At 63.2% G+C, this 20660-nt stretch carries 18 protein-coding genes and 2 pseudogenes; 7 read left to right on the top strand and 13 right to left on the bottom strand.

Features of this window, described 5'->3' with window-relative positions:
* Positions 1 to 61 precede the first annotated feature (61 nt).
* Entirely contained in the window at positions 62 to 1417 is a 1356-nt protein-coding gene (locus tag ACZ5R1_RS11450; RefSeq protein ID WP_081737499.1) for a substrate-binding domain-containing protein, read from the top strand.
* Between the two features lie 237 nt (positions 1418 to 1654).
* Here ACZ5R1_RS11450 and ACZ5R1_RS11445 read toward each other — a convergent pair whose 3' ends face one another.
* Entirely contained in the window at positions 1655 to 2065 is a 411-nt protein-coding gene (locus ACZ5R1_RS11445; protein WP_316856454.1) for a DUF192 domain-containing protein, read from the bottom strand.
* Between the two features lie 136 nt (positions 2066 to 2201).
* Between ACZ5R1_RS11445 and ACZ5R1_RS11440 the strand changes: the two genes are divergently transcribed.
* Both ACZ5R1_RS11440 and ACZ5R1_RS11435 read left to right on the top strand, forming a co-directional pair.
* Positions 2202 to 3410 (top strand): MFS transporter, encoded by a 1209-nt coding sequence (locus tag ACZ5R1_RS11440; RefSeq protein ID WP_027599460.1) that lies wholly within the window; start codon positions 2202 to 2204, stop codon positions 3408 to 3410.
* Positions 3407 to 4615 carry an MFS transporter gene (locus ACZ5R1_RS11435; protein WP_288463225.1) on the top strand — a complete coding sequence of 403 codons (1209 nt, stop codon included), beginning with the start codon at positions 3407 to 3409 and terminating at the stop codon, positions 4613 to 4615. Before ACZ5R1_RS11440 ends, ACZ5R1_RS11435 begins: the two co-directional genes overlap by 4 nt.
* Before the next feature lie 24 nt (positions 4616 to 4639).
* On the opposite strand, the gene ACZ5R1_RS11430 is transcribed toward ACZ5R1_RS11435, so the two are convergent.
* Complete coding sequence (locus tag ACZ5R1_RS11430; RefSeq protein WP_027599462.1) at positions 4640 to 4834, bottom strand: hypothetical protein; 195 nt, start codon at positions 4832 to 4834, stop codon at positions 4640 to 4642.
* Between the two features lie 252 nt (positions 4835 to 5086).
* Between ACZ5R1_RS11430 and ACZ5R1_RS11425 the strand changes: the two genes are divergently transcribed.
* The 3 genes from ACZ5R1_RS11425 to ACZ5R1_RS11415 all read left to right on the top strand — a co-directional run bounded on the left by ACZ5R1_RS11425 (position 5087) and on the right by ACZ5R1_RS11415 (position 8152).
* Positions 5087 to 5503 carry a response regulator gene (locus tag ACZ5R1_RS11425; RefSeq protein ID WP_027602230.1) on the top strand — a complete coding sequence of 139 codons (417 nt, stop codon included), beginning with the start codon at positions 5087 to 5089 and terminating at the stop codon, positions 5501 to 5503.
* A gap of 1079 nt (positions 5504 to 6582) precedes the next feature.
* Complete coding sequence (locus ACZ5R1_RS11420) at positions 6583 to 7647, top strand: hypothetical protein (protein WP_464713253.1); 1065 nt, start codon at positions 6583 to 6585, stop codon at positions 7645 to 7647.
* A 118-nt stretch (positions 7648 to 7765) separates the two neighbouring features.
* Positions 7766 to 8152 carry a hypothetical protein gene (locus ACZ5R1_RS11415; protein WP_464713252.1) on the top strand — a complete coding sequence of 129 codons (387 nt, stop codon included), beginning with the start codon at positions 7766 to 7768 and terminating at the stop codon, positions 8150 to 8152.
* 25 nt (positions 8153 to 8177) lie between these two features.
* On the opposite strand, the gene ACZ5R1_RS11410 is transcribed toward ACZ5R1_RS11415, so the two are convergent.
* The 10 genes and pseudogenes from ACZ5R1_RS11410 to ACZ5R1_RS11365 all read right to left on the bottom strand — a co-directional run bounded on the left by ACZ5R1_RS11410 (position 8178) and on the right by ACZ5R1_RS11365 (position 18788).
* Positions 8178 to 8444, bottom strand: coding sequence for a hypothetical protein (locus tag ACZ5R1_RS11410; protein ID WP_464713251.1), 267 nt, complete (start codon positions 8442 to 8444; stop codon positions 8178 to 8180).
* Positions 8441 to 8800 carry a hypothetical protein gene (locus tag ACZ5R1_RS11405; protein ID WP_464713250.1) on the bottom strand — a complete coding sequence of 120 codons (360 nt, stop codon included), beginning with the start codon at positions 8798 to 8800 and terminating at the stop codon, positions 8441 to 8443. Before ACZ5R1_RS11405 ends, ACZ5R1_RS11410 begins: the two co-directional genes overlap by 4 nt.
* Before the next feature lie 50 nt (positions 8801 to 8850).
* Positions 8851 to 10146, bottom strand: a complete 1296-nt coding sequence (locus ACZ5R1_RS11400; protein WP_464713249.1) for an SGNH/GDSL hydrolase family protein — start codon at positions 10144 to 10146, stop codon at positions 8851 to 8853.
* Between the two features lie 43 nt (positions 10147 to 10189).
* Complete coding sequence (locus ACZ5R1_RS11395; RefSeq protein WP_464713248.1) at positions 10190 to 10708, bottom strand: lysozyme; 519 nt, start codon at positions 10706 to 10708, stop codon at positions 10190 to 10192.
* 130 nt (positions 10709 to 10838) lie between these two features.
* On the bottom strand, positions 10839 to 11063 hold the full coding sequence (locus ACZ5R1_RS11390; RefSeq protein ID WP_464713247.1) for a hypothetical protein: 225 nt from the start codon (positions 11061 to 11063) through the stop codon (positions 10839 to 10841).
* A 60-nt stretch (positions 11064 to 11123) separates the two neighbouring features.
* Positions 11124 to 11810, bottom strand: coding sequence for a hypothetical protein (locus ACZ5R1_RS11385; protein ID WP_464713246.1), 687 nt, complete (start codon positions 11808 to 11810; stop codon positions 11124 to 11126).
* Positions 11810 to 12088 carry a hypothetical protein gene (locus tag ACZ5R1_RS11380; protein WP_464713245.1) on the bottom strand — a complete coding sequence of 93 codons (279 nt, stop codon included), beginning with the start codon at positions 12086 to 12088 and terminating at the stop codon, positions 11810 to 11812. The genes ACZ5R1_RS11385 and ACZ5R1_RS11380 overlap by 1 nt, the downstream gene beginning before the upstream one ends.
* Positions 12088 to 12507: pseudogene (locus ACZ5R1_RS11375) on the bottom strand (phage tail tip fiber protein); the annotation flags it as partial. The gene ACZ5R1_RS11380 and the pseudogene ACZ5R1_RS11375, both read right to left, overlap by 1 nt.
* A 2631-nt stretch (positions 12508 to 15138) precedes the next feature.
* Positions 15139 to 18141: pseudogene (locus tag ACZ5R1_RS11370) on the bottom strand (TipJ family phage tail tip protein); the annotation flags it as partial.
* Positions 18142 to 18200: 59 nt separating this feature from the next.
* Positions 18201 to 18788, bottom strand: coding sequence for a tail assembly protein (locus ACZ5R1_RS11365; RefSeq protein ID WP_464713244.1), 588 nt, complete (start codon positions 18786 to 18788; stop codon positions 18201 to 18203).
* Between the two features lie 620 nt (positions 18789 to 19408).
* Between ACZ5R1_RS11365 and ACZ5R1_RS11360 the strand changes: the two genes are divergently transcribed.
* Complete coding sequence (locus tag ACZ5R1_RS11360) at positions 19409 to 19891, top strand: hypothetical protein (RefSeq protein WP_464713243.1); 483 nt, start codon at positions 19409 to 19411, stop codon at positions 19889 to 19891.
* Between the two features lie 7 nt (positions 19892 to 19898).
* Here ACZ5R1_RS11360 and ACZ5R1_RS11355 read toward each other — a convergent pair whose 3' ends face one another.
* On the bottom strand, positions 19899 to 20660 hold the full coding sequence (locus ACZ5R1_RS11355; RefSeq protein WP_464713242.1) for a C40 family peptidase: 762 nt from the start codon (positions 20658 to 20660) through the stop codon (positions 19899 to 19901).

The following is a 20660-nucleotide window of genomic DNA, read 5'->3' as shown; positions in this document are numbered from 1 at the left end:
ACATCGACGTCATGCGGCATGCCTAAGGTGTCGGCCTCGCCTTTAGGCTCGAGGCCGACCCATGAATTGCTCCGCCCCGGTATTCCGCCGCGCCTTTCTGCGGCGAGCGGTGCTCGCGACCCTGCTTCCTCTGCTGCCCTCACCCCTGTTGGCCAGCGAATCCACGACCATCCTCCTGCGCCTGCAGGGCTCCAACACCATCAATGCCCGGCTCGGGCCACGTCTGGTCGCGGCCCTGCTCGCCGAACGCGGCTATCGGGATCCACAGGTGGTGCCCACCGCCGTCATGGACGAATGGCACCTGATGGCCCGAGCCCCGCAGGGCAATACCGTGGCCGTGCAGATCGCGGCCCATGGCTCCAGTACCGGCTTTACCGCCCTGGCCGCGGGCGCGACCGATCTCGCCGCGGCCTCGCGCCCCATCACCGATAGCGAAGTGAGTGCCCTGGCCAATCTGGGTGACCTGCGCAGCAAGGAAGCGGAATACGTCATCGGCCTGGATGGTCTGGCGATCATCGTGCATCCCGGCAATCCGCTGCGGGAACTCGATTTGCAGCAATTGGCGCAGGTCTTCTCCGGCGACGTTGGCGACTGGCAGCAGCTGGGCGGCACGCCCGGCCCGATCCGGATCTATGCGCGGGATGACCGATCGGGTACCTACGACACCTTTCGCGAGCTGGTCCTGAATCCGGCCGGCAAACGCCTGAGCGCCGCCGCCCGGCGCTTCGAGTCCAACGAGGAATTGGCGCAGCGGGTGGCCGACGACCCCGCCGGCATAGGCTTCACCAGCCTGGCGGCGGCTGCCGGATCGCCAAAGCTTGCCCTGCGCGACGGTGAAGGCCGCGCCATCGCGCCCAGCGAAGCCAGCATCGCCACCGAAGACTATCCGCTCGCCCGCCGCCTCTTCCTCTATGCACCTCCGGCTCAGCGTTCGGACTGGACGCGGAGCCTGCTGGAATTCAGCCAGACCCCGGCGGGCCAGGCGGTGGTGCAGCAAAGCGGCTTCGTCGCCCAGCGCATCGAGCCCCTGACCATAGGCGACACCCGCGGCATGCCTCCGGCCTACAGCGAGCTGGCGCGCCGGGCGCAGCGCCTCACGGTCAACTTCCGCTTCACCGCCGGCAGCGCACGCCTGGACAACAAGGCACTGCGCGATGTCGAGCGGCTGGCCGCCTTCATGCGCCAGCCCGAGAACGCCAACCGGCAGCTGATCCTGGTGGGCTTCAACGATGCCACCGAGGATCCGGCACGGGCATCTCTACTGGCGCGCCTGCGGGCCACCGCGGTAGCCACGGCGCTGCGCCATCAGCAGGCCTTCGCCAGCGAAGTGCTCTCCCTGGGCGACCAGTTGCCGGTTGCCGGACTGTCAGCCAATGGCCGGGTCAAGAACCGGCGTGTCGAGGCCTGGATCCATTAGCGATCGCCTGGCTGATTCTTTGGCAGGAAACGGTAGGAAGCAACGGACGGCGTCATCGCCTTCGTGGGTAGAGGGCAGTTGCCGAGTCACCTGGATACAGATTTCGACTGCGTTTCGAGCGCTACCCTGTACTTAAAGTGATTTCTCACAAAGTACCTATACCCAACACTAAAATCATCTCTCAAGCTCATGTTTTTGAATGACTTTTAAATAATAAAAGACTTCAATTACACGCGCTCACCGGGATGCTGGCGCCACTCCTTCCAATCCCTGTACGGATTCGCCCGGCTTGATCCCGCGCGCCGCAAACCAGCCGGCCTGGGCCTCCAGCGCATAGCGCGCCGGCGCCCTCGAGCAGTGCCGGGTATCGGTCAGCGGCAGCATCTCGACCGTGTTGAGGATCCTGCCGCTGGCATCGATGAAGGCGGCGGCCAGCGCGCTGGGGGTATCGCGCATCCACAGGCAGCGCTCGTCATCCCCAGCGAAGACGAACAGCATGCCCTCGCGAGCAGCCAGTGGCGGTCGCCCCATCAATCCCTGGGCCCGTTGCGCCGGTGTCGCCGCCACCTCGACGGCCAGGCGCTGCCCACCGATGCGCAGTTCGATCCGCTCCGCCGCCCAGCCGGGCAAGGCCACCCACGCGGCCAACAGCAGCAGACCACCCCAGCCAGTGCCTGGCGCCCGCTTCGCTCCCTCTCGAGCGTGGACAAAAAATGTCATCGCATGTGACCTTTACCGGACGAAAGCAATCTATCCCACATTGTCAGACAACCTCTCGAGTCCGATGTCGACCGCCAGCCTACCGCCCGCACCCTCACCCGCTCTGGCCACGCGCATCACCCTGGGTACGGTGCTCTTCACCTTTATCGCCTACCTTACCATCGGCATTCCCCTGGCCGTGCTGCCGGGCTATGTGCACGACCAACTGGGCTTCAACTCCATCATCGCCGGCCTGGTGATCAGCAGTCAGTACCTGGCGACGCTGTTCTCGCGCTCCCATGCCGGCCGCATCATCGACACGGTCGGCGCCAAGCAGTCGGTACTCTACGGCATGCTCGGCTGCGGGCTCAGCGGCGTGCTGATGCTGGCGTCGGTGCTCTTGCAGGCCTGGCCCTGGGTCAGCCTCGTCGCCCTGCTGCTCGGCCGACTGGTGCTGGGCTGCGCCGAAAGCCTTTCGGGGACCGGCGCCATCTCCTGGGCGATCGGTCGGGTCGGTCCGACCAACACCGCCAAGGTGATCTCCTGGAACGGCGTCGCGAGCTATGGCGCCCTGGCCATAGGCGCGCCGCTGGGCGTAGTGCTGGTGGATACCCTGGGGCTGTGGATCATGGGTGTCAGCATCATCGGCCTGGCCGCCCTGGGCTATCGCATCGCCAAGCCCCGCCCGCCCATCGTCCCGGTCCGCGGCGAGCGCCTGCCCTTCACCACGGTGCTGGGCCGGGTCCTGCCCTTCGGGCTCGGCCTGGCGCTGGGCGGCATCGGCTTCGGCACCCTGGCAACCTTCATCACCCTCTATTACGCCAGTCAGGGCTGGAGCGGCGCGGCCCTGTGCCTGACCGTGTTCGGTTCCTTCTTCATCGGGGTACGCCTGGTCTGCGCCAACGCCATCAATCGCCACGGTGGCTTTCGTGTCGCCATCGTCAGCCTGGCGGTGGAAGCCGTCGGCCTGGCCGTCCTCTGGCTGGCCCCCAGCGTGACCACTGCCCTGGTAGGCGCAGCGCTCACCGGCATCGGTTTCTCGCTGGTGTTCCCGGCGCTGGCCGTGGAGGCGGTGCAGCGGGTGCCGTCCTCCAACCGGGGCGCCGCCCTGGCCGGCTATTCGGTGTTCATCGACCTCTCCCTGGCGGTGACCGGTCCGCTGATCGGGGCGGTGGCCACCCATTTCGGCTATGCCGCGAGCTTTCTCTGCGCCGCGCTGGCCGCGCTGGCAGGCCTGGCGCTCAGCGTTCGCCTCCTCTGCCGTTTCGACGAGTCCTCTCGAGAACAGCCATGACCACGACCGCCCCAACCGCCAGCTCCCTCGCCGTCACGCTGCGTATCGTTTCCATCGTCGTCTTCAGCTTTCTGCTGTTCCTGGCGATCGGCCTGCCGCTGGCGATCCTGCCGGGCTACGTGCACGACGATCTCGGCTACGGCTCGGTCATCGCGGGACTGGCGATCAGCATCCAGTACCTCGCCACCCTCTTCACCCGCCCCCTGGCCGGCAAGCTGGCCGACAGCATCGGCGCCAAGCGCGGGGTGATCTACGGCCTTTTCGGTTGCGTCGCCTGTGGCGTGCTCACCCTGCTGGCCACCTCGCTGCAAAGCGTGCCTGGCCTCAGCCTGGGCCTACTGATCGTCGGCAGGATCATTCTCGGCATGTCCCAGGCCATGATAGGCACTGGCTGCCTGAGCTGGGGCATGGGCAGCGTCGGCATGCAGCACGTCAGCAAGGTAATCTCCTGGAATGGCATCGCCGCCTATGGCGCCCTGGCCCTGGGCGCCCCCCTGGGCGTGGCCATGGTCGCGGGTCTGGGCCTGTGGAGCCTGGGCGTGGCTATCGCGCTGCTTGGCGCCCTGGGTCTGGCCCTGGCCTGGAACAAGGAGCCGGCACCGGTGATTCCCGGTGAGCGACTGCCCTTTCACAAGGTGTTCTGGCGCATCAGCCCCTTTGGCCTCTGCCTGCTGCTGAGCTCCATCGGCTTTGGCGCCATCGCCACCTTCGTCACGCTCTACTACGCGAGCAACGGCTGGCCCAATGCCGCCTTTTGCCTGACCGCCTTTGGCGCCGCCTTCATCTGCGCGCGACTGCTGTTCGCCGGCACCATCAACAAGCTGGGTGGTTTTCGGGTTGCCCTGGCCTGTTTCACCGTCGAGACCCTGGGTCTGCTGCTGCTCTGGCTGGCGGTCACGCCGCAGATGGCACTGATCGGCGCAGCCATGGCCGGGTTCGGGCTGTCGCTGGTCTATCCAGCCCTGGGTGTGGAAGCCATCGTCAAGGTTCCCCCGACCAACCGTAGCGCCGCCCTGGGCGCCTATTCGCTGTGCCTGGATCTGGCCCTGGGCATCACCGGTCCACTGGCCGGCGCTATCGCCAATGGCTTCGGCTTCAGCGCCATTTTCCTCTTCGCCGGCCTCATGGCCCTGGCTGGCCTGGGGCTCAGCGCCCTGCTCTATCACCGGGCGCTGCGCGAACGCCCTGACCTGACGCCGGCCTGACCGCAGGTGAAATCGGATGCGCGCCTACAGCGGACCGGGATCCGGAATCGGCGCTGGCGGCTTGGCCGGCTCGGTCAGGTTCTCGACCACTTCGTCGGGGATGTCGGTATCGATCTCCTCGTCAGCCATGTCGGAATCGTTCAGCGGTGCCTGATCGCCACCCAGCCAGAGGGCGAGCGGGGACGTGGTATCGGGCGCCGGAGAAAGAGAAAGGATCATGCCGTGGCTCCTGTGCCGGTCGGTCTCAGAGGTTAGTAGGTCGGCGGCGCCAGATGTTTCATCCTGACGCTTACCGCACGTCGCCCGACTGCCAAGCGGCGTCGACCCCTTGCCAGAGCCTTCGCGCGAGTCAGCTGCCTGGACCTAGAGGCTCATCCCTAAAAAAGCTGAGTGCTGATCCGGGCCATTGGCCAGCAGCCTGGCCAAGGCTGACTAGACTTCAGGTATTTCTCCACTCCGGACTGCCTGCCTATGGATACGCCGACCCGCTCCGCCAGCACCCCGAATCTGCTCGCCGTCGTGGCCGAGGATGAACTGCTGCTCCAGGCACTGGTCCGCGAGGTCCTCAAGCAGGAAGGCTTCCATGTCGAGACCTTCGGCACTGCCGATGCCGCCCTGCAGTTCCTCGAGCTGCACTGGCAGCAGGTCAATGTGGTGGTGTCGAACGTGCGGATGCCGGGCGTGATCGACGGCGTCCAGTTGGCGAAGATCGTCAGTGAACGCTGGCCCGCGGTGCCCTTCGTACTGATGTCCGGCTACGCCGGCCTGAGAAACGACATTCCGTCCGGGGTGCCCTTTCTGCACAAGCCGTGGACACTGGATCAGCTGACCGAAGCGATCTGGAAAGTGGTACCCCGGCCTGGCACCCCCGACCCGACCGCCCGCTAGTCCAGCGACACCCGGCCGCCGCCCGCCCCGTACAAAGGAACTCGCAGCTATGACACAATAGGCGGCATGTCGGGCGCCGCCCGCCTTTACCGCAGCCCAGCCAGGCCGCCGCGCATCGTCGCGACCCCTCGACCCTGCCCGCTGGAGCTCTGCCCATCCGATCGAAACGCCCCGCCCAAGCCGCCCGCCGGCTCGGGTCGCAGGCGAGCTCCGGTCTGAAACCCCTACAGGTACCCCCCTTGATCTCCACCGCTAACATCACCATGCAGTATAGGTGGCGTTAGCTTGTGCTCGTAAGGCTCTAGTTTTGCTGGGGATCTAGGCTTTCTAGGATGCCTTCAGAACCCCTCAAAACACTCCCGAACGCAGCGATTGGTATCAGAATTGGTATCGCTCGCTGCCCCTCTCGCGGCGTTCTGCCAACCCGAAATTCCCTCCTTTCGTCACTACCCACTCGACATCCAGATCGACGGAATTACTGTATGCACGAACAGTAAGGACGCGATCATGCTTTTTGACCCAGATAACCCTACCGTCGCCGGGCTGAGGGACTACCTCACCGACGAGCGCGACCGGCTCACTTCCCGGAGATGTGGCATCGGTTCTGTACCGTAGGGGCCTTGGCGCTGCTGGAGCGGCGGGCCGTCAGCCAGCCGGAGTGCGTCGAGTTCTGCGAGCTGGCTGACGCCGGGCTCGACCATACGCTGGAGATTCACGCGACCTGGCCTCGCAGGTGGGACATCAGGCTCAGCTACGAGCTGACGTGCCCGCTAACTGGCGACGTGTGGGCGACATCAAGCGGACCCAGCTTCGTCAGGCCAGAACTGGGGCGCCTCCCGGTGGGCCAGTTCAGTCGGCGCGCGAGGGCCGCATCTACCTGGTGGACATGCGCCAGGAGGAAGTCCTTGGCGTGTTCGTGACACCGACCGCCGCTGAGATCGACGGCCGGCTCTACGAGATGGTGCTGGCTGGGCAGTGGGACGGGCAGAGAGTGCGGCAGATCGCTGACCCCTACTCTGTTCCCAATAGGTAAAACGGATGATAGTGTGACGCCTATCACCATTTAACGGAATGCTGAAATGCTCCAGAACGGCCACTTGAATTTCTTTAACGTCGACAAATGTGGCCTTTACCGCCATTTCGGCACGGATCCTAAAGGACTTGATTTGGCTACTACTTTCGCCAAATTGAAGGAATGGACTACTGGTCGAAACTTTGACGCGACCAATCCGTGGGACCCTAAAAAAAACCGGAACAAAACAGCCTGCTATAGTCACCAGATTCATTACGATGAAGCCACAGGCGACTACCTTCTGGTTCTTTGGAAAGGCGACACAGATAAGCATGGCCCCCTTTACGGAATAACTGTAAATGCCGACGGCACTACAGAAAAGGCAGTAGAGCAAACCAAAACCAAGAAGAACAAACAGTTGATCTGGGGCCGGCCGTGCTATTACTGGGTGGTACCCGAACTTAATATCGTTGCGTCGATAAAATTCGAAAATTCTCGCTGCGACTCGGTGATGTTCCAAGATTGGGTAAGCGGGTGCATTGACTTCCGAGTTCCACTGCCAGAATTCAAGACCAGCCAAACGGAAAAGGGGTTTACTAGAATCGAATTTCCCGACGGGGACGACAAATATAAATATCACTTTCAGTTCAATCTCTCGATGACTGCACTCTCCACTTCATCTGCCGAAATAAATGATCTAGCCAGCCGTGTAACGCACATAATTCGGCGCGAGACTGTATCGATAAAAAATGTCGATAAACGCCAGGGATTTGCGAGATACTTTCAGAGATTCGCAGTTCCATTCACCTCTGCGGAAGATGAATCTGTCCGCAAGGTAGAACTGCGAGTTGAGGCAAAGCCCACACCTGCAGAAATAAAAGCCATTATTGAAACTTACGGTGCAGATGGCAGTTCTGTTTCGTGGGAGAATGTAGGCTTCATGCTAGACAACTCCAATCGAATTGTATGGGCTAGCAGATATCGACTCACCGAAAACCTGTCGATTGACGACCAGAGCGAGCCAGTGCTACAGGCTGAAAAATTGTATGCTAAGGTGCAGGAAAATCGGGAAAGATACCTGAGCCCGATTAGAAAAGAAATTCAAGCCAACCAGGCAGCAGCCAATGCATAAAATCTTTGTGATGGCAATAGTCTCGCTAATAGCGGGCGCCCTTGCATACTACTACGAGCCCAAGTTCAGCTATTCTGATTTCAAAGACTATTGCAACACATTGCTAGCAGTGTCCGGCATGGTCTTTACCATCATGGGGATTTGGATAGCATTCATTTATCCAAATGCAATAAAAAGACTTCAAGATCCGGAAAAAATAAAAATCGCGGATTTTAGTTCCACTTTACAAGATACCAGGCGCCTGGAAAGCATAGTCGGCAGCGTGATGGAGGCTGGCTTTGTAGCCTTATGCATCACGCTAATCTACTTCGCCAAACTGGCAATAACAGGATTTGCGGGATACGAAAGCATTCGTATTCCAATCCGAGCGATAGCCGCTGGCTATGTTGTATTCTTAACCTTGATACAATTTTCTTCGATCACTAGCGTTATCTACGCGAATTATTTATTTATCGACGACTTGCACCGCCGAAGAGAAATTCAAGAAAGGGCCAATGATGTATAGGCTTTAAAATTTTGGAGCCGGCTAATTATTGGCAGACGGAGTTGGCTGCCAATAATTCGCGCTCATAACCGATGCGTTGTCGCCGTTCTGCCAGCAAAGCCCGCACCTTTACCTCTAGACTGTCATCCCTACGCAGCACCTCTGCCGCCCAAATCGGTTCCGCAGGCGCCCTCGCTCGGCACGGTACTTGTACCGGAACCTCTACGCGCACTACGCGCGGCTCTGGCTCGGCGACGGGCCTAGCGCCGCACCCCGCCAGCGCGACCAGCATCCCCACCGTGATCCACCTCATAGCCCCAGCTCCTTGTCGATGATGGCCGCGGCGGCCGTCGCCGGGTCGCCGCCAGTGCGCTCCTGCTGCAGGCGATTGGCGGCCTGGTAATCGCCGACGGCTGCCTTCGCGGCCTGCTGCTGGATCGGCTCGGCATCCTTGGCGCGCTTCTCGGCGGCCAGGCGTAGATCGGCCAGGGCCTGGTTCTGCTCCCCGACCTGCCCTTCCAGCGTGCTGCTGGTGGTCCGGCAGGAAGCCAGGGCGCTGGCCGAGGCCTCCGCAGCTCTCGTCTTAGCGTCGACGATGGGCCGATAGTGGCCGGCGGTCACCCAGTAGGCCGCGCCGGCGCCAGCCAGCACGCCTAGGGCGAGCAACACGATTGCGGCGCCCGCGATGACGGCCGCCCTGTACTGCTCGAGCACGGCCATCACGCCACCCTATCCAGCAGCAGCTGGAAGTAAGGCTTGACCGTGTCCTTGATCAGGTCGTGGCCGAAGTCATTGGGGTGGACGTTGTCCCCGGTCGCGCCATCCCGGATCTGATCCTGGCCAGCAGCGTCTCGGCCGCCGGTAATCGCCGCGGCGAAGCCCTTGATGACGATCCCGCCAGAGACCCTGGGCAACCAGGTGGCGTTGAAGTCCCGGCGTCCCTGGTCGTTTGCGCCCACGTTGCGGTAACCGGTGTTGACCGGCGTGGCCTCGGGCAGCAGCATGATCGGCCGGAGGCCTGCCGCCTGGAGCGAGGAGAACACTCGGCCGAGCGAGGTCTTGAGCCGACGCATGGCCGCGGGGGTGATTCCGGTACCGGCCGCAACATCGTTACCTGACCACGGCGAGTAGGTGACGATGGTCGGCCGCACCACAGCTACGTGGTCCGCCAGGAACCGGCTGTAGACGTCCGGGCCCTGGGCATGCAGCGCGGCGTTGAAATACTCCAGCGGCCGATCGGGCGTCGACAGCTCGTAGACCGATCGCTGCATGGCGCCATAGCAGCGTACGTCCCCGCCGATCCCTTCCTGGATGCTATCGCCGCAGATCATCACCTGGTGGCCACGGGCTACAGTCTGGTACTGGACGACCGGCACGACGGCGTAGTCGTCGCCGCCCTTGGTTGCGGCATAGGCGGCCTGGTTGGTGTAGGAGGCCTTGGTGGTAACCCCCTGAACGGCCTGGCTGCTGGTGCGCAGCACCCGGGGCGCCTTGGAGCCGCGCCAGTAATACTGGTTGTTGGCTGGCATCGACGCGACGGAGTTCGCTGGGAACTCGATGCGGTAGATGATGAGGGTCCGACCGTTCGCGACGTCGGTGCGCGCTACGCTGGCCAGCGCCGCAGCATCGATGTAGGTGATGCTCGGGCGCTCTTCGCCGAGGCGCTTAGGGAGGTCGATGGTGAAATCCAGCCACTCGTTGTTCTCGGGGTTGATCCACAGCTGATAGTCAGCTGCGGGCACCGAGGACAGCACGCCGATGCTCACCTTTACACCAGCGATCGCATCGGTATGGATGTTCGGGATGCCCAGGCGCAGCGAGAGGAACTCGGCCTCCAGCTCCATGTTGCCGTTGAACGTGGTGGCGGCGGTGAGCGGCTCGGCACGCAGGCGGCCAAACAGGCTTTTGGTCAGGACGTTGGTGCCGGTGGTCATCAGGCCATCAAGGCGGTCCCTTTCCTCCATCTGGTCGTAGACCGGCCCCATGGCGTTCGGTAGGCGGCGTTGATACTGCATAGTCCCTCTCCTATGAGGTGACGCGATTGTGGGTCAGCTCGACTCAGGCGGTGGCGCGCTTCGCCTGCTCACCCGCGGCGATGGCCACCCGGGCTGTGGAGCCCAGGAACAAGGCCTGCTCAGCGGTGCGGCGTTTGGTCAGGCCGTGCATGACCGCGCCGTCGTTCTTGTTCCAGCGCGGGAACTGCTCCGCGGCGCCGGCATAGTCCTTGGCGTTCAGCCTGCGCAGAAGGGTCGATTCGCCCAGGCCCTCGGCCTTGCCGTTCCGGTTCTCGTCCAGGCCCACGTTGTAGGCGAACGAAACCAGGGCATCGAACTGGCCCTGGGTCAGCGGGACCTTGACCAGGCGCTGGACGCCGGCCTCGGTGGCTGCGAGGTCCTGGAGGAAGGCTGCGTCGGCCTGCGCCTGGGTCCAGACCAGGCCTTTCTTGACCTCGGGGCCGGTGTGTCCCCAGCCGATGGTCCAGGGGTGGCCGTCCTTGCTGCCCGGGTCAGGGTAGGCAACCAGCCGGCAGCTCTCGAAGTGGTGCATGAGGGCGACGCCCTCGGCGGATGTCCGCATGGTTTTCTCCAGGCACAAAAAAGCCCGCGCGGGGCGGGCTGTGTGTAGTGGCGTCCTCATGATCGTGAGGATTAGGGCGGATCACCGGTGATTCGCAGGCCTATTCCTCACGCTCGTGAGGACAGCAGGGTCAGACCGATCCAACGTCGCCGGTCTGGGCGGGCGCCGCGTCCTCGATCACCGCCGAGGTCACCCGCACGCTGGCGCTGTACTTCTTCAGCAGCTGGGCAGTGCGGACCTCGATGTTGGGGTTGCTGTTGAGCATCTCTTTGGCCTTGGCCTCGGCTTCCGCCTCGGTGGCGAACTCCATGGACGGGTCGATGTTGTAAAAGGGGGCGAGTACGACATAAGGCATAGCGGTGTCCTCCGGACATGAAAAAGCCCGCACGCGGCGGGCTTGATAGGATTGGGTGGATCAGTAGTTTTCGACGTCGACAACCATGATCTGGCGATTGCCACCGTTATAGTTGATGGCTCGATCGTTACTGCTGTATGGGCGGACCATGTAGTAAATGTTTCGGCTGCCGCACTTCACGGCGTTGCCATCGGTCCAGACCGTGGAAGTCAGGCTTTCAATGCGCGTCGTCTGCTGGGTCATGGGTTGGACGATATAAGCCCACGCCCGATTTGCCAGAACAACCGCTGGGTATTTCCCATAGTTCCGGGTCTCATCTGAGTTCGAGTTCCCCAGGAAGAAGTCCTGCACCTTGAGGTACTTCATTCGGGAATCGAAGACCGGCTCCCGAGTGGCGGGATTGCGCACGATGAACTTGCCCGCAGAGGTGAACATCATCCCGTACTTGGGCAGGTCGAACAGCCAGAATTCGACATCGAAGTCGACGGCGCTATCGGGGATCCCATATAGCGTGTAGGTCACCTGGCCACCGTTCACTACCGAATGGGTAATGCACACCGGGTAAGGCGCCCTGACAGCCAGGATCGGCTGGTCTGCGTTGACGGTAAAGGTCACCACACGGACGTAAGGGTTCGCCTGGCCCGAGGAGGCCGTGCGCACCCTTCCCGTCTGGCGCAGCGCAAGGTTGAAGTAGTCCGTGTCGATTGCAACGGTCTGGTTCTGGCGGCGCAGCTTGAAGCCCGGCATCAGTAGACCCCATAGCGAATAACGGTCCCGACGGGCATGCCGCTCCAAATGATGGAGCGGCCTTCCAGGCGGACTTGGTTGCCAGTGCTCTGGACACCCTGCTGGTTCTCACTGGGCGTGAAGAAATAGAAGGGTGAGCCGGAGATAGAGTCGGGGATGTCGATCCGCCCGCTGGTGGTTCCGCCGTTCACCATGTGGGAGCCGACCAGCCGGACGATGCTCTCGTTCAGCTGGAAGATCACACGGTTCTGGGCGTCTCTGTTGATGAACCCAGGCATCAGTTCAGGCTCATTTCGACGAGCACCACGCCATCGGCGACCAGGAAAATGCCGTCTTGACGCATGATCATGTACCTCCCTTGTGTGCTGGCGTTCTGGATAGTGATCTGGCCTTCGTTGTAATCAGCAATCATTCGAGGAGAACCGTAGGAAGTCAGGCTCTGCGAAACGATCGACTGCCCAACAAGCGCCTGCGAGACATAAAGCTTGTTGATGAAGGCGGTATCGATGAAGGTCTGGCCGTTCACAACGGAGAAGAACGCCTTGCCCTTCCCGTCGATGCCAGGACCTAGCACCATGAACCGATCCGACGCGACCGCTACGGTGGACTGCAGGCCGACGTTGCCACCACCAGGCTCAATGCCTACCCCGATACCGGCGAAGTAGTACAACCCGTCCTGGGTGACGCCCAGCTTCACCGCCCAGTTGGCGTTGATCTTCCCATCCGTGTTGGCCTGGGCCTGGCTGATCTGCTGCACCGAAGCATTGGTATTGCCCAGCGAGGTCTGCAGCGTGCTGATCGACGAAGCCTGAGAGGTCAGCGTGGAGCCTTGCTGGGTCACCTGTGCCTGGGTATCGGTCAGCGCAGTGGCCGATGCTGCCGCTGCACGGCGCCCGATGGCGATGTAGGCGATGTCCACCACCGCAGACGTGTCCTGAGAGTTCAGGAAGTCGAAGCGGATGGTGAAGTTGCCCGTCTTGCTCGCCCAGGCCGTGTTGCCCGACAGATCGATCTCGATGTCCTGCCAGTCGGTGGTGTTCAGGTTGATGGTGAACGTCGCCGTCCGGGCCTCCGACAAACCACCGTCCTCGTTGGCCCAGTAGATGCGGCCAGGATTGCGGGTGGTGTTGCGCCGGCGGATCCGCATCTTTACCAGGTAGTTTTGCGCGCCATTGGTGTTGGCGAACGTCGGCAGCCGGAAGTTGGCGTAGCCGGTCAGGGTCGCGTTCTGCTGGTAGGCAGTCAGCGTTGCTCCGCTGGCGGCCTGCTCCAAATAGGCGCCCCGCAGCGTGTTCAGGAACTCGAAGTTGACGCCCGCCGCGAACATGCCGGTGCCGGCGATCTGCGCCTGCAGGTTGGTCAACTGCGTGGCCTGGCTTGTGATGCTCCCTTCTGCCGAGGTAACGCGGGTCCCTAGGTTCGTCGCTGCCGTCGCTGCCGCGTCCGCCGTGGCCTGGGCCTGCTTGGCCGCCGTGATGTTCTCGCAGTGCCAGTCGGTGACGTACCAAGTGGCAGTTTCGCCATTCGATCCGGTCTCGATCTGCAAGAACGGGCGCATGAAGTTTGTGCCCGCAGGGACGGTGAAATCCCAGGTGTGACGGGTCCAGGTCTGCGTCGGCTGCAGCGCCGGCGAGTTGGCGAAGGCCTGCTGCCCTGCCAGAGCACTCGTGCCCCGGAACAGATAGTGCTGGAACGGGCGGGTGCCGCTGTTCGCTTCGCATGCCAGCAACGCCGAGATCCGATAGACGTCGCCGGCCTTCACTGGGAAGTTCGGCATCTGTTCGAAGGGAACGACGTTGTCACGGTTGCGGATGCGCGCGGCGAACGGGAAGGGACAGCCCGCCGGAACACCTGCATCAGTGGTTTTCGCGATGTAGAAGCCCAGGGTGTTGAAGGCCGGATCGAACGTGGGGTTCGGCACCATGTTGAAGGCCTGCTGCACAGCGCCCTTGATACTGGTGCTCAGGCTGGTTATCTGGCCTGCCTGGCTGGTGATGCTGCTCCCCTGGTTGTTGACGGTGGTGGTCAGGCCGGACAGGGCCGTAGCGGTCGCATCCTGCTGCGCCGAGAGGACCTTGGCGTTGTTGCTCCAGCCCGTGGCCGAGTTACCGACCTCAAGCTGTGCCCGGGTGCCCTCAACGAAGCCGTCCGTGAGGCCGGAAGCCGAAGAGCGGACACGGTAGAACAGGGATACCAGGGCAGTATCGGCCGGCAGCCCAGGGTGGGTGAACGAGAACCGCTTGCCGGTGGCGTCGATCTCGAACAGCTGGGACACCGGCGCGCCGATCGCGACGCCGTCGGCCTTCAGCGCCTGGACGAATATCTGCATCCGGATGCCCGGCGTACCGCGCATGTAGATGGATGCGGTGACGGCCTGGCCAGCCGCTGCCTTGACCCGATATGCGACCGAGGTGTTGATCGAGAAATAACGGGCGCTGGTGTCGACCCCCTTAAAGTCGATCCGCATCGACTTTTCAGCCGAGCTGAGCCAGGACTGCACCAGGCTCGCGGATGCCGAGGTCGTCGAGTCGACGACGCCACCATCCATGTTCCAGCCCAGCGCCAGGCGAGGATCCGGGCTCACCTCGGTGAACGTCGGGTTGTAGAGGAGGTTCTCCCCGCCGGCGTTGCCGAGGTCGCTGCGCAGATTGGTGATGCTGGTGGCCTGGCTGGTGAGCGTGCCCTCCACGTTCGTCACCCGGCCCGCAAGCTGGCTGGTGGCCGTGGCTTGCCCGGCGAGACTGTCGATGACCGTCTTGGTGTTGTCCTTCCAGCCGGTCACAGTCGTGCCCAGCTGCAGCTGCGCGTTATCGCAGTCCACGGTGACCGTCGACAGCGTGGCGGTGCCGTAGACCCGCAGGATCAGCCGGATACCGACTGTCGAGGCCGGGCACTCGCCTACGCAGGTCAGCCGCTGCGCGGTGCCATCCGCAACGACCCGCGTGCTCTCGGTGTAGTAGGTGGCATTGCCGGCCGCGTCGAAGGCGCGGAACGCCACGAACACGACGGCTCCTGCGGTCGCCTTGACGTAAATGGACGCCGCCAGCTTCTGCGCGCCGGTGACGACCTTGTTCCGGACGTCCTCGTTGTAGATGTAGGCGCCGGCCGACGCCGACAGGCTGGTCAGCACCATGCGCTGGGCGAAGGTCTGGGCGTTCAGGAAAGAGGCGACCTTGCTGTAGGTCTTGCCCACGTTGGCATCGCCGTCTGCATACCAGCCAGCCGCAACCACATAGCCATCGGCCCAAGTCTCGAAGCCCGGGTTATAGAGCAGGTTTTCGCTGCCGCTATCGCCCAGCGCCGCGTTGATGCTGGTGATCGCCGAGCCCTGGGCGGTGACGGTATTGCCCTGGCTCGTGACCTGGTTCTGCAGGGCCTGCACGGTGGTGCTTTCGGCCTTGCCAGAAACCGAGGTCTTCAGCTGAGTGATGTCGTTGCTATTGGCGGTGATCTTGCCGTCTTGGGTGCGGACGGTGTTCTCGGTGGAGGTCACGCGGGAGGCCAGCCCATCGCCTTCACGGATGATTGCCCCGGCGTCGCGCCAGTAGGTGGTCGCTGGCGGCGCGCTGCTGCCATCGGCCGCCGCAGGCACGTCCTTCTTGGCCTGGAACAGGGCGTTGTCAACCGTGACGATGGCGCCGGCCTTGTAGGCCTCGGTCTTCTTGTACTCCTGGGCGTCGGCCAGGTCGCCGATCTGATCGAGCTGGTTCTGGACGGCGTCAAGCTCCTGCTGCAGGGCACTGCGGGTCTCCGCGATGCGGCTGCTGACCGATCCCGGGACCGAGGCGTCCGCGTCGACAAGGTCGATGCGATCGAACAGCTCCTGGCCCAGGGCGCTGTGGACGAACTCCTCGGTGATGAGCTGGTTGTACTCGGTGGCATCCGTGCTGGCGGTGCCCACGGTCCAGTTGGTCCAGGGGCCCACGTTGCCGATGCGATCGATCAGCCGGCCACGGAAGAACAGGCGCGCGCCGGCCGCCAGCCCGTTCAGCGTGTAGGTGTTGGTCGGGAACGCGAACAGACCCATGCTCTGGGCGTTGTCGCCCTGGGCGGTGGTGGCCTGCTGGATCTCGGTATAGGCGCTGTCCCCTGCCCCCTCGGCTGGGAATGCCCAGTCCAGGGTGATCTTCCAGGCGCCCGCAGTGGTTTTCAGGAGGGCGAGCGCCGGCGGCGCGCCAACTTTGCCGGTCAGCTGCGTCAGGCTCGACGTCTTCCAGACCGAGGCGATGTCCACGGCGTTGACCGCACGCACGCGCGCCAGGTAGCCCCCGGCGTAGATGCTCGGCACGTCGACAGCCAGGCTGCCGGTGCGCTGGATGCGAACCCAGTTGCCGCTGTCCTTCCGCCACTCGACATCGTAGGCCACCGCGCCAGGCACTGCCGTCCAAGAGATGGTCATGGTGGTGACGGTGATGCCCTGGTTCACCGCGTGGTAGGCCGACAGCGCCACGCTGGCCGGCGCTTCGACGGTACCGGTGGGCAGAATGCTGATCGGCCGGCTTTCCAGCTTGGCCCCGGTATCGATAGCGGGAAACTTCGACGGCTCGAACTGCAGCGCCGAGATTTCGAACACGCCCTCCTCCGGCCGGGTGACCTTCATCACGCGGTACAGCGGCACCGCCAGGTCGTCGGCATCCAGGGTCCAGACCAGTTCAGCCTGCGGCGTTTCGCTGTAGGCAGTGGTCACCGCGATCTGCCGACCCGCCACCTGGCGGATGGTACGACCCTCGCAGGCACCGCTGGGCAGGTTGATGATCAGGCGATCGCCCGCCTTCGCCCGGGTGTCACGGTCCAGGGTGATGACGGTGCCGGATGCCGCGCTGATGCGCCCACCGATCTCGGCGCCGGAGATGAGCTTGTCAGCCACGGGAATGACGTGGCCCGGCAGCGGAATGCGACCATCCATGCCGACCCGGAAGGTCACGGTTCGGTCCTGGCTGTTGGTCAGCAGGATCCACTTCCCGCGGCGCTGGGCCTCGGACTCGCGCGTGCAGCCGATCGCACTGATCTCGACCGGGTTGTCGCCATAGCGGCGCTGCAGCTTGGCATCCGAGGCGGCGGCCACGTCAGTGTCGTAGTTGTTGGCCGGGTTGTCGTAGCTCACCAGAGCGCGGGTATAGCGGGTGCGCTCGCTGGCGGAGCCATAGGTGAATTTGCCGTCGATGACGTTCGCCCGGGTGAAGGCGAAGTCGACGTCGGCCGATCGCGGGATGTCTGCCTGCACGTTCAACTGGCCCTGGGCCCAATAGGTCATGCCGCGGTAGATGGCGGAGACGTCGCGTAGCAGCTCCCAGGCGCCGGTGCGGCTCTGCAGGTTCAGGTCGCAGAGGTAGCGCGGCTCCTGGCCGCCCTTTCCGTCCGGCACGAGCTGGTCGCAGTACTGGGCGATCCGATAGAGCTCGTACTTATCGACCATCCAGGGCTTGATGCGCTTGCCCAGGCCGAAGCGGTCGTTGGTGGCGATGTCGAAGGTGATCCAGGCCGGGTTGTTGGTCCAGGCCGACTTGAAGCTGCCGTCCCAGACGCCCGAGTAGGTGCGGTTCACCGGATCGTAGGTGGTGGGCACCTGGACCTTGCGCGCGTCGCACTCCAGGGTCACCGCAGGGATGTTGCTGAACTGCTCAGCGCTGAACTCGACGTAGAGCAGCGCCGTATTGGGATAGCGCAGCTTGGCGTCGATCACCTCGGTGATGCCCGCGATGGACATGGTGTCGGCGATGCGGTTGTTGTTCTGGTTGGCGGTGATCCGGCGGACGCGGATCTGCCAGCCGCTGATGGCCTTGGGCAGATCGATCCGGCGCGAGCGCTCGTAGCGGGTCGTGGTCTTGCCGTCCACCGCCTCGAGCAGCACCTGCTGGTAGGCGCCGCCGTCGGTGGCCACGTCTACCGCGTACTCGATCCGGTAGCCATTGATGTTGCCCTCGCTGTCCTGCTGCTGCAGAGCCGGCCAGGCAAAGCGCAGGCGCACGGCGGAGAGCTGGGTGTTGCTGATCGAGCGGACCCAGGCCGCGGTGCTGCGCAGCTCCACATTAATGGTCGTCTCGTTCTCCACCGACGGCAGGCCGGGGATATAGGACTGCTCGACGGTGCCCGGGCGCCACTCCCAGGCGACACCGGTGAAATTGCTATTGCCCTGGGCATCGGCCAGCGGGGTGTTATCGAGGTAGATGGTCTGCGCAGCGGGCGCTCCAGCGAACTCCCCTTCGCCCACGGCAATGAGCATCTTGGCCTTGGCAATGCTGCGCAGGCTGTCGACGGCCTCGCTGGGCTCCTTGGGCTTGCTGCTGCCGCCCTTGCGGCCGGTAAGTTCGGAAGGCAATGCGGCGGTCATGCGTTACTCCAAGGCATGAAAAAGCCCGCACTGGGCGGGCTCGGATGTTCAGGGGTAGATCAGGTGGCGTCTTCGGCGTAGATGCCGGCGCTGATAATGGCGCCGCCCCAGCGCCGGCGGCCATAGCAGATCGGGACGGGGTTACCGCTAGCGGTGGTGTTCTTGGCGCTGCCGAAGGCGTAGCTGGGCTGGTTCTCAGGCGCAGCGCTGGTCTTGAGACCCTTTGCCTGGGGGCTGAGCATCTGGACGACGCCGCCAGCGACAAGAGCGATACCGGGTGCGAGCAGCGCCTGAAAACCAGGGATGAACGATGCTGCGATCAGAACGACGCCGATGATGGTCTGCAACACACCCGCGCGCTTGCTTCCTCGCATCACCGGCACGATGCGAATTTCCCGGGTACCGCTCAGTTCGAAAGAATCAGCACCTACATTCTGGCGATTGCGGAACACGGCATAGACCAGGCCGCGGCGCTCCAGCGCCATGACAGCTTCGCGGAACCCATCCAGCGTGTTCCGCAGAGCGCTGAACGCCTCCTCGGCAGTGCCCCGGTCCAAGAAATACCGATGGGTTCGGCCAAACAGTCGTGCCAGCGGGCCGGAAAGCTTGATGATGGTCGCCGGGGTGTAGTGGGCTGCTGATGCCATGTTTTCTCCAGGTATGAAAAAGCCGCCCGGAGGCGGCTGATTTACAAGCAGCGGCGAACCGCTTCTGAGATTCCTGATCGCCCGATGGAGGCCCAGGCTGCTCGCTGGTAAAGCTTTACGGTGCTTCCCCCGGAAGCGTTTCGATTGACGTCCAAGACCTCGTCTGTCTGCCCCGTAGCCTCAGCGGAAATCGTCAACCGATACCCGCTTAACGTCTCCGCGACAGCAGCTTGAGGGCGTACCTCTTGCCACAACGGATGGACGCAAAGCGCGTACGAACGTGGATCCTTTTTTGTCGTAGCAGAGACTTCCGGCGCCCCCTTCATGAGATCAGCTGGGGTAGTGCACCCCGCCAGCGCCAGCGCGCCCAGTCCCATCACAATCCACCGCATAGCGCCTTCCTCGACTAATTTTCGTCGAGTTTAGCCCAAAGCAGAGATAGCACTGCTCGCAGCGCAGCTGCCGAATGAGGGTGACGACAAGGCACACCTGGCGGACCGCTCGGCAGATCCGACATCCTCAAGTCAGGGAAATGGTTGCCGATACGCTGCGCTACCGCGCTTGAGCCCGCATTCGAAGCAGGTCATACGACTTCGCTTTTCACTTACCAAGGAATGGTCATGCTAGACACCAATCTCGCAATCAAACTCGCGTTATGGCTTTGGGAAAACGCTGCCGCCGCTCTATTCGGCGCGGCTGTCGTATGGATCGCTGGCCGCGGTATTCATCGTCTGAAATCAGCCGTGAAAACCAGTCATGCCAGCCTTCTCAGGTCACTGAGAGCTCTCACCAGGCGCTTCGAACTGCGCGAACGTCGATGGATCCGAAAGTATCGATTCGATTCGGTTTGGATCGACCGGGAAGTGAGTAGAGGCCATACAAGCCAGATCATTTTCCTGCTGTGGTTCGGGCTTTGGATAATCGCCATGGGCCTGAAAGAAAGTTTCCTGATCACTGACGCTCCTCTCGCGCGGTCTCCAATCGCCGCGATAGTTTCTGCTGTACCGATGTACCTCTTCGAGATCGCCTGGATTAGATACTCAGGTCGAGCAGCAAAACTCATCAACTACCGGCAGAAGGTCCGCATTTGGCGTTGGCACTGATCTACAGCTACGGCGGTGGTGCGCTTCGATGGCGCAGGATCAGCCGGGCACGCTCGTGCCAGTTGCCGCCGTAGACGATGACCTCTGAGGGCCGGCCATGCAGGTGGTGCAACAGAAACGGCCCTGGGCCGAAGACCTGGGCCTGCTCACCCGGCAGTGAGGGGTCGGTGCCGAGGTAGATGCCTGCGTGGTTGGGATGAGCCGTGCGCCCGATCTGCAGCACGATCATGTCGCCGCGCTGCGGCCGGTCCACCGGGTAGAACCCCGCGGCCTCGTAGTGCTGCTCGTAGAGGCTGGCGTTCTCCGCCAGCTCCCACCAGCCATCGGTGCGGCTATAGGCCGGAAACTCGAGCCCCCATTCCCTCCGGTACCAGTCGGCGCAGATCGCCCAGCAGTCCTGGACGCCATGAACGAAAGCCCGGCCCAGCAGCGGCACGTCTGCTTCCGGCACCAGGGTTCGCAGATCGCCCTCCGGCCAGCTCAGGATGTACCAGGTTAGGCCGGAGGCGTTGCACATGGCGACGTCCGCCGGCGAGGGCCTGCTGCTGGCGTCCGGATGGCTGTGCACCACCGCCAGGATCTCGCCCTGGTCCTCGGCAGCAGCGTAGGCTTCCGGAGCGATGCGGAACTCCTCGCCCGGGTCGGCCGCGGTGTTCTCGCACGGCACGTACCGCTGGCGGCGCCCGTCTTTGATGACCAATCCGCAGCACTCGCGCGGGTAGACCTCGGCAGCGTGCGCCTGCACGGCCGCCAGGATGTACTTCAGCAT

The organism is Pseudomonas sp. Pso3, from assembly GCF_055393275.1.
The sequence above is the reverse complement of the archived record's forward strand: the minus strand, read 5'-3'. Positions and strand labels throughout refer to the sequence as shown.